This window comes from Candidatus Pelagibacter communis (genome assembly GCF_001179965.1).
In the GTDB taxonomy this organism is placed as follows: domain Bacteria; phylum Pseudomonadota; class Alphaproteobacteria; order Pelagibacterales; family Pelagibacteraceae; genus Pelagibacter.
Genome location: NZ_CVSH01000053.1, coordinates 38,315 through 45,810, shown reverse-complemented (window position 1 = coordinate 45,810; position 7,496 = coordinate 38,315). Strand labels below are relative to the sequence as shown.

Here is a 7,496-nt window from a genome sequence, read left to right as displayed (position 1 = left end):
AAATAAATAAAAAGAAAACTCCTTTAATGATCAATTTTATTAATGCAATATTAAAAAATAAAAAAATTAATATAAATTGATACAATTAAAATATGAAATCTAATTGGAATTATCCAACAACAATCTGGGTTGGAAAAAATAGAATTAACGATTTATCAATTGCATGCGAAAATTTAAATATAAAAAAACCTTTGTTTGTTACAGATAAGGATCTTATTGAGCTTCAAGTTATTAAAAATGTTTTACAAGAGTTAAAAAAAAATATTAAACAAGTCAGTATCTTTTGCGATTTTACAGGAAACCCCGTTGGTGAAAATGTTGATCAAGGTGTCAAAGAATTCAAAAATAATAATTGTGATGGAGTAATCGCAATAGGTGGCGGGAGTGCACTAGATGTAGGAAAGGCAATTGCCTTCATGTCATGCCAAACAAGACTAATCTGGGATTTTGAGGATATTGGAGACTATTGGAAAAGAGCAAATGATAAAAATATTGCTCCAATAATAGGAGTTCCTACAACTGCAGGAACTGGATCGGAGACAGGAAGAGCATCAGCAATTATAAATAAAAAAACAGGAGTAAAAAAAATAATTTTTCACCCGAAATTTTTACCTACAATTGTAATATTAGATCCACTTTTAACCTTGGAGCTGCCTCCAAGATTAACAGCAGCAACTGGAATGGATGCATTAGCACATAACCTAGAAGCCATTTGTGCACCTGGGTTTCATCCAATGGCTGATGGCATCGCGCTTGAGGGAATTAGATTAATAAAAGACTCATTAGTAACCGCTTTTGAAGATGGTACAAATTTAGAAGCAAGACAAAATTTATTAGCGGCATCTTCAATGGGATCAACAGCATTCCAAAAAGGGCTAGGTGCGATACATTCTTTAAGTCATCCAATTAATGCAAGATATAATGTACATCATGGACTATCCAATGCAATTTTTATGCCATACGTTCTCACATTTAATAAAAAACATATTGAAAAAAAAATTTCTTCTCTAAGTAGCTTTATAGGATTGAAAGATAATTTTGAAAGTTTTTTAAATTGGATATTAGATTTAAGAAATAAGCTAAATATTCCACACACCTTATCAGACGTGATACAAATTAAAGATGAAGAAATTGAAGAGTTATCACAAATGGCCCTAGAGGATCCATCAACAGCAACAAATCCATCTATATTATCAAAAGAAGATTTCAAAAAATTATATGAACATAGTCTTGAAGGTAAATTGTTCTAATGAAAAATCTAAAAATATTAATTGTAGAAGGAAACTTACAAAGTGAAAATATAAATTTTAAAAAAGCAGGAATACAAACTCATACCGAAAGTTTAAAAGATAGTATTGCCAACTACCACACAGAAGTAAGCTATGAAGTCTTAAATCCATCATCAACAGAAAACTTTAATAATGTTATTAACAAATTAGAAAATTATGACGGAATTGTCTGGGGTGGCAGTAGTTTAAATATTTATAATGATACGCCTGAAATAAGAAAACAAATTTTTTTTATGAAAGAATGTTTCCATAAAGTTAGAAATATTTTAGCTATTTGCTGGGGTATGCAAGTCGCAGTAACTGCAGCTGGAGGAGTTGTTAAAAAATCTAAAAAAGGGGCACACATTGGAATAGCAAAAAATATCAATATTAATTCTTATGGATTAAAACACCCAATTTATAAAAATAAAGATCCAATTTTTAATACTCCTGCCTTTAACTTTGATGAGGTTGTAACTCCACCAGATGGAGCAAAATTACTTGCTTCAAATCCAATAAACAAGGTTCAAGGATTAGAATTTCAAATAGGTGTTAGTAATATCTGGGGGATACAATATCACCCAGAGATAACTTATGAAAAAATGATAAATTTAATAAACTTTAGACGAGACAGATTAATTAATTTTAGAAAAGTTTTTAAAAATGAAAATGATATTGACTCCCATATTAAAAATATCGAAATTGAAAAGAAAAAAACTAGTGAACGATCAAGAATGCAAGAGCTTGAAAACTGGCTTCATCATATAAATGAAAATTAACACTAAAGAGGATATTATAAATTATTTTCAAAGCGGTTACAAAAAAAGCTTATTGATAGGTGTTGAAAATGAAAAATTTTTGCTTGAAAAAGATACAAGCAAACGAGCAAATTATGAACAAATTAAAAATATCTTAAACTACTTAAAGAAATTTGGATGGGAAGAAATTCTTGAAGACAAAAATATTATCGGATTAAATAAAGATGGCCAATCAATAACTCTTGAACCTGGAAATCAAATCGAATTAGCTGGAGCATTATGTAATAATATACACGAGGTTTGTTCTGAATCTTACAATTTTCAAAAACAATTGGACGAGGCTTGTAAAAAATTTAATTTGAAAACTTTATCAATTGGTTATGATCCAACAACGGATATTGCTGACGTCCCCAATAATCCAAAAAAAAGATATAAAGTTATGACAAGAGAAATGCCGAAAAATGGGGAATTAAGTTTAGAAATGATGTATCAGACTTGCGGAACACAAATTAATTTGGATTATACTTCGGAGCAAGACTTTATAAAAAAATTTAAAGTAATTTCTTATTTAACACCATTAACAATAGCTTTATTTTCTAACTCAGCAATTAAAAAATCAAAACCCACAGGCTTCTTATCATATAGATCAAAGGTTTGGCAAAATACTTCAAGAGGAGGTTTACCAAAAGTTTTTTTAGAAAATATGGATTTTGAAAAGTATGCTGATTTTAGTTTAGATTTTAAATTATTATTTTTACACGATAATAATGAATATATTTCGCCAATTGGAAAATCTTTCAGAGATTTGATGGAAGAAGGAAAAGCAAATTATGAAAATTTCCAGCTTCATTTATCGACAATTTTTACTGAAGTAAGATTAAAAAAATACATTGAGTTAAGATCGATTGATGCTTGTGAATGGGATTGTCATTGTGCTGGTCCAGCATTTTTTATAGGATTATTATACGGAAATTTGAATGAGACTTTTGAGATTATTAAAAATTGGAATAAAGAAGATATATTGAAGGCTTACACCACATCTTATAAAGATGGATTAAAAACAATTATTAACAATAAAGATTTATTATTTTGGTCAAAAGAATTGTTAAATATATCTAAAAGAGGACTCGAAAATAGATCATTTGTTACCACAAAAAATAATGACGAAAGAATATATTTAAAAAATATAGAAAATATTTTGTCAAAAAATCTTACAAAAGCTGAGCAAGTGCTTGCAGATCTACAGAAATGAAAAAAATAATAGCCATTCAATCAAATAAATTAAATGAGATAAATATAGAGACTGACACTACTTTTTTGCTAGCTTTAGAGGCTCAAAAAAAAGGATATCAAATTATTTGGTATGAAACAAAAGATCTTAATCTCATTAATTCCAAAATATATATTAATGGAATTAAGGTTAGGTTTTTTGATAGAAAAAAAAATTTCTATAAAATCTTAAGTTTTGTTAAATTTAATTTAGACGAAGCGAAATTTGTACTTATAAGACAAAACCCTCCCTTTAATATGGACTACATAAACTCAACTCATTTTTTAAATAATCTTAAATCTACGCGAATTATAAACGACCCAACAGCTGTTAGAAATGTTTCTGAAAAATTCTTTTCCACTCGATTTTTAAAATATATGCCAGAAACAATTATTACTAAAAATATTAAACAAATTATTTCTTTTAAAAAAAAACATAAAAAAATAGTTATAAAGCCTATTCATGGTTATGCGGGTAAAAATATCTTATTTTTTGAAAAAAAAGTTAAAGTTGATTATTTAAAAAAATATATCAAAAAATTTGATCATGTTATGGTTCAAAGATATTTAGAAAAAGTAAAGGATGGAGACAAAAGAGTTTTTATCATTAATGGCAAAGTAAAAGGAGCGATAAGAAGATTACCTAAGAAAGGCTCAATTTTATCGAATATCTCACAAGGGGGTGTTGCTATTAAAACTAAATTAAATTTAAGAGAGCTTAAGATATCAAAATTGGTTGCCAAAAGTTTAAAAAAGGAAAATATTTTTTTTGCAGGTATAGACTTAGTAGGTGGTTACTTAATCGGAGACATAAACGTAACATCTCCAACTGGTTTGCCCCAATATAGAAATCTAACTAATATAAATCTCGCCCAATTCTTTTGGAAAGAGGTAGAAAAATTAAAATAAACCTTCTATCTCACCTTTTTTATTTAGCTTTATAGAATCTGCAGCTGGAACTTTTGGAAGTCCAGGCATTGTCATTATTTCTCCACATACAATGACTACAAATTCAGCCCCAGAGGATAGTCTTACTTCTCTAACAGGAAGCACATGATCTGAAGGAGCACCTTTAAGGCTAGGATCAGTTGAAAAACTATATTGTGTTTTTGCAATACAAACAGGTAAATTACCAAATCCTTTTTCTTCAAAATCTTTTAATTGTTGTCTGATTTTAGTATCTGCAACTACTTCACTTGCACGATAAATTTCAACTGCTATTTTTTCAATTTTTTTAAATAAAGTTAATTTATCCTCATATAAATAATTAAAATTATTTTTTTCATTTTCACATATATTCACAACAGTTTGCGCAAGTTCTTTTGTACCATTTCCTCCATCTGCCCAATGAGTACACATCGAGGCTTTTACATCCAACTTTTTGCAAAAATCTAATAATGCTTTTGACTCATTTTCTGTATCTAAAATAAATTTATTTATAGCAACAGTTACTGGTAATCCAAATTTCCTTACATTATTTATGTGTCTTTCTAAATTTACTAAACCTTTTTTAACTGCATCGACATTTTCTTTTTTCAAATCTGCTTTCTCTACACCTCCATGCATTTTCAAAGCCCTAATAGTTGCAACTATGACAACACAATCAGGTTTTAATCCTGATTTTCTACATTTAATATCCAAAAACTTTTCAGCACCTAGATCTGCACCAAAACCTGCTTCAGTCACAACATAATCTGCTAATTTAAGACCTGCCTTTGTGGCTATTACGGAGTTACATCCATGAGCAATATTTGCAAATGGTCCACCATGAATAATTGCAGGATTATTTTCTAAAGTTTGTGTAATATTTGGTTTGATTGCATCTTTTAATAAAACTGTCATAGGACCTTGTGCATTTAGGTCTTTTGCGTAAATAGGTTTCTTTTCTCTTGTATACGCAATAGTTATATTACCAATTCTTTTTTCTAAATCTTCAAGATTGTTTGCCAAGCAAAAGATTGCCATTATCTCTGAAGCTACAGTAATATCAAAACCATCTTGTCTTGGATAACCATTAGCGACACCTCCAAGATTAATATTTATTGATCTAAGGGATCTATCATTCATATCTATAACTCTTTTCCAAACAACTCTTCTAACATCTATGTTTAATTTATTTCCCCAATAAATGTGATTATCAATTAATGCTGACAATAAATTGTGAGCAGATGTTATTGCATGAAAATCTCCCGTGAAATGTAAATTGATTTGTTCCATTGGCACAACTTGAGCATAACCACCACCTGCAGCCCCACCTTTCATTCCAAATGACGGTCCTAGACTGGGTTCTCTTAAACATACAATAGATTTTTTTCCAATTTTATTTAGTCCATCATTAAGTCCAACTGATGTTGTAGTCTTACCTTCTCCTGCTGGAGTAGGAGTAATTGCAGTTACTAATACTAGCTTACTATTTTTATTATCTTTAATACTATCTAGATACTCCAGGTTGATTTTTGCTATATGAGGACCCATTGGACTGAAAGCCTCAATTTTATTTGGAACGTTAATTTTTGCTAAAATATCTTGTATAGGCTGCATTTTGGCACTTCTTGCTATCTCAATGTCAGACTTGACTGCGCCCATTTTGTCTCCTTTAGAACTTTATATTATGCTCGAGATTTCTATACTTTATTATTTAATTTTGAAAGAAATAAATTAAGTGTATTATTAATTATGCAAAAGTATTCAGTATTTAACCTCATAAAGAACGCCTTCTCTAGTCATGAAAATTGGGAAGTTGCCTGGAAAGACCCAACTCCAAAAAAAAGTTATGATGTAATTATAATTGGAGGTGGAGGACATGGGCTCGCTACCGCATATTATCTAGCTAAAGAACATAATATTACAAATGTTGCTATCATAGAAAAAGGTTGGATAGGGGGAGGTAATGTTGGAAGAAATACTACAATTATAAGATCCAATTTTATGCACGATGCCAATGGAAGATTTAACGAATTCTCTATGGATCTATGGAGAAACATGAGTCAGGAACTGAACTTCAATGTAATGTTCTCTCCAAGAGGAATTATTAACCTTGCACATTCTGATGCTCAAATGAATGCTTACGCAAGAAGAGGAAACTCAATGAGATTAAACGGTATCGATGCAGTTTTATTAAATAGGGAACAAGTAAAAAAACTAATTCCTATGGCAGATTTTTCTGAAGATGTAAGATTTCCAATATTTGGGGGATTGATGCAGCCCAGCGCTGGAACAGCAAGGCACGACGCAGTTGCTTGGGGTTATGCAAGACAAGCAGATTCAATGGGTGTTGATATAATTCAAAATTGCGAAGTAATTGGTTTTGATGTGGTTGGTGGAAAAATAAAAGGAGTAAGAACTTCAAAAGGTGATATTAAGGCAAACAAAATAGGACTATGTGTTGCTGGCAGCACATCAATTCTCGCTGAAAAATTAAATATGACACTTCCAATTGAGACACATCTTTTACAAGCATGTGTATCTGAGCCTATTAAACCTCTATTGGATCATGTAGTTACATTTGGTGCAGGACATTTTTATTGCAGTCAGTCAGACAAAGGCGAAATGGTTATGGGAGGTGACCTTGACGGTTATAATAGTTATGCTCAAAGAGGAAACTTACCAACTTTACAACATGTATTAACTGAAGGAATAGCAATGTTCCCATTTTTAAGTAAATTAAAAATGTTGAGGACATGGGGTGGTATAATGGATATGTCAATGGATGGCTCACCTATAATTGATAAAACACATATTGAAGGATTATATTTAAACTGTGGTTGGTGTTATGGTGGTTTTAAATCAACTCCCGCATCTGGTTGGACGTTTGCACACACTATTGCACAAGACAAAGTACATAAATTAAATGCAGATTATAGTTTAAATAGATTTAGCAAGGGATATTTATTAGACGAGAAAGGTCTTGGAACAAAAACTTGGATATCTTAAATGCTATTTATAAAATGCCCATATTGTGGAATAAGATCTCAAAATGAATTTGCTTATGGTGGTGATGCCACAGTAAAAAGACCAGAACTTAACAAGGAAATTTCTGATAAAGAATGGGATGATTTTGTTTACAATAGAAAAAGTCCCAGAGGAAAACATTTAGAGTTTTGGCATCACATCTCAGGTTGTAGACAATGGTTTAAAGTTCATAGAGATACAGCTACTCATGAAATATTTAAAACTTTAAAACCTCACGAAGAGCTTTGAT

At 30.4% G+C, this 7,496-nt stretch carries 7 protein-coding genes; 6 read left to right on the top strand and 1 reads right to left on the bottom strand.

Annotated elements, in window-relative coordinates; genetic code table 11:
• Window positions 1–92 precede the first annotated feature (92 nt).
• From AMN73_RS03615 to gshB, 4 genes are read left to right on the top strand one after another with little or no spacing between them, the layout of a single operon-like run.
• Window positions 93–1,250: an iron-containing alcohol dehydrogenase gene (locus tag AMN73_RS03615; RefSeq protein WP_075534919.1), complete on the top strand. Its 1,158-nt coding sequence runs from the start codon at window positions 93–95 to the stop codon at window positions 1,248–1,250.
• Entirely contained in the window at window positions 1,250–2,047 is a 798-nt protein-coding gene (locus AMN73_RS03610) for a type 1 glutamine amidotransferase (RefSeq protein ID WP_075534918.1), read from the top strand. The genes AMN73_RS03615 and AMN73_RS03610 overlap by 1 nt, the downstream gene beginning before the upstream one ends.
• Window positions 2,037–3,278 carry a glutamate--cysteine ligase gene (locus AMN73_RS03605; RefSeq protein ID WP_075534917.1) on the top strand — a complete coding sequence of 414 codons (1,242 nt, stop codon included), beginning with the start codon at window positions 2,037–2,039 and terminating at the stop codon, window positions 3,276–3,278. The genes AMN73_RS03610 and AMN73_RS03605 overlap by 11 nt, the downstream gene beginning before the upstream one ends.
• Entirely contained in the window at window positions 3,275–4,204 is a 930-nt protein-coding gene (gene gshB / locus AMN73_RS03600; protein WP_075534916.1) for a glutathione synthase, read from the top strand. The genes AMN73_RS03605 and gshB overlap by 4 nt, the downstream gene beginning before the upstream one ends.
• Here the strand turns inward: gshB and AMN73_RS03595 are convergent.
• Window positions 4,196–5,881: a formate--tetrahydrofolate ligase gene (locus AMN73_RS03595; RefSeq protein ID WP_075534915.1), complete on the bottom strand. Its 1,686-nt coding sequence runs from the start codon at window positions 5,879–5,881 to the stop codon at window positions 4,196–4,198. The two genes, gshB and AMN73_RS03595, sit on opposite strands and share 9 nt — an antisense overlap.
• Before the next feature lie 90 nt (window positions 5,882–5,971).
• On the opposite strand from AMN73_RS03595, the gene AMN73_RS03590 reads away from it, so the two are divergent.
• Both AMN73_RS03590 and AMN73_RS03585 read left to right on the top strand, forming a co-directional pair.
• Window positions 5,972–7,228 (top strand): sarcosine oxidase subunit beta family protein, encoded by a 1,257-nt coding sequence (locus AMN73_RS03590; protein ID WP_075534914.1) that lies wholly within the window; start codon window positions 5,972–5,974, stop codon window positions 7,226–7,228.
• Window positions 7,229–7,495 (top strand): sarcosine oxidase subunit delta, encoded by a 267-nt coding sequence (locus AMN73_RS03585; RefSeq protein WP_075534913.1) that lies wholly within the window; start codon window positions 7,229–7,231, stop codon window positions 7,493–7,495.
• The last annotated feature ends 1 nt before the right edge of the window (window position 7,496 follow it).

Excerpts from the sequence above, each read along its gene's own strand:
- gshB (WP_075534916.1), top strand. The coding sequence starts at position 3,275 with ATGAAAAAAATAATAGCCATTCAATCAAATAAATTAAATGAGATAAAT.
- AMN73_RS03590 (WP_075534914.1), top strand. The coding sequence starts at position 5,972 with ATGCAAAAGTATTCAGTATTTAACCTCATAAAGAACGCCTTCTCTAGT.
- AMN73_RS03605 (WP_075534917.1), top strand. The coding sequence starts at position 2,037 with ATGAAAATTAACACTAAAGAGGATATTATAAATTATTTTCAAAGCGGT.
- AMN73_RS03615 (WP_075534919.1), top strand. The coding sequence starts at position 93 with ATGAAATCTAATTGGAATTATCCAACAACAATCTGGGTTGGAAAAAAT.
- AMN73_RS03585 (WP_075534913.1), top strand. The coding sequence starts at position 7,229 with ATGCTATTTATAAAATGCCCATATTGTGGAATAAGATCTCAAAATGAA.
- AMN73_RS03595 (WP_075534915.1), bottom strand. The coding sequence starts at position 5,881 with ATGGGCGCAGTCAAGTCTGACATTGAGATAGCAAGAAGTGCCAAAATG.
- AMN73_RS03610 (WP_075534918.1), top strand. The coding sequence starts at position 1,250 with ATGAAAAATCTAAAAATATTAATTGTAGAAGGAAACTTACAAAGTGAA.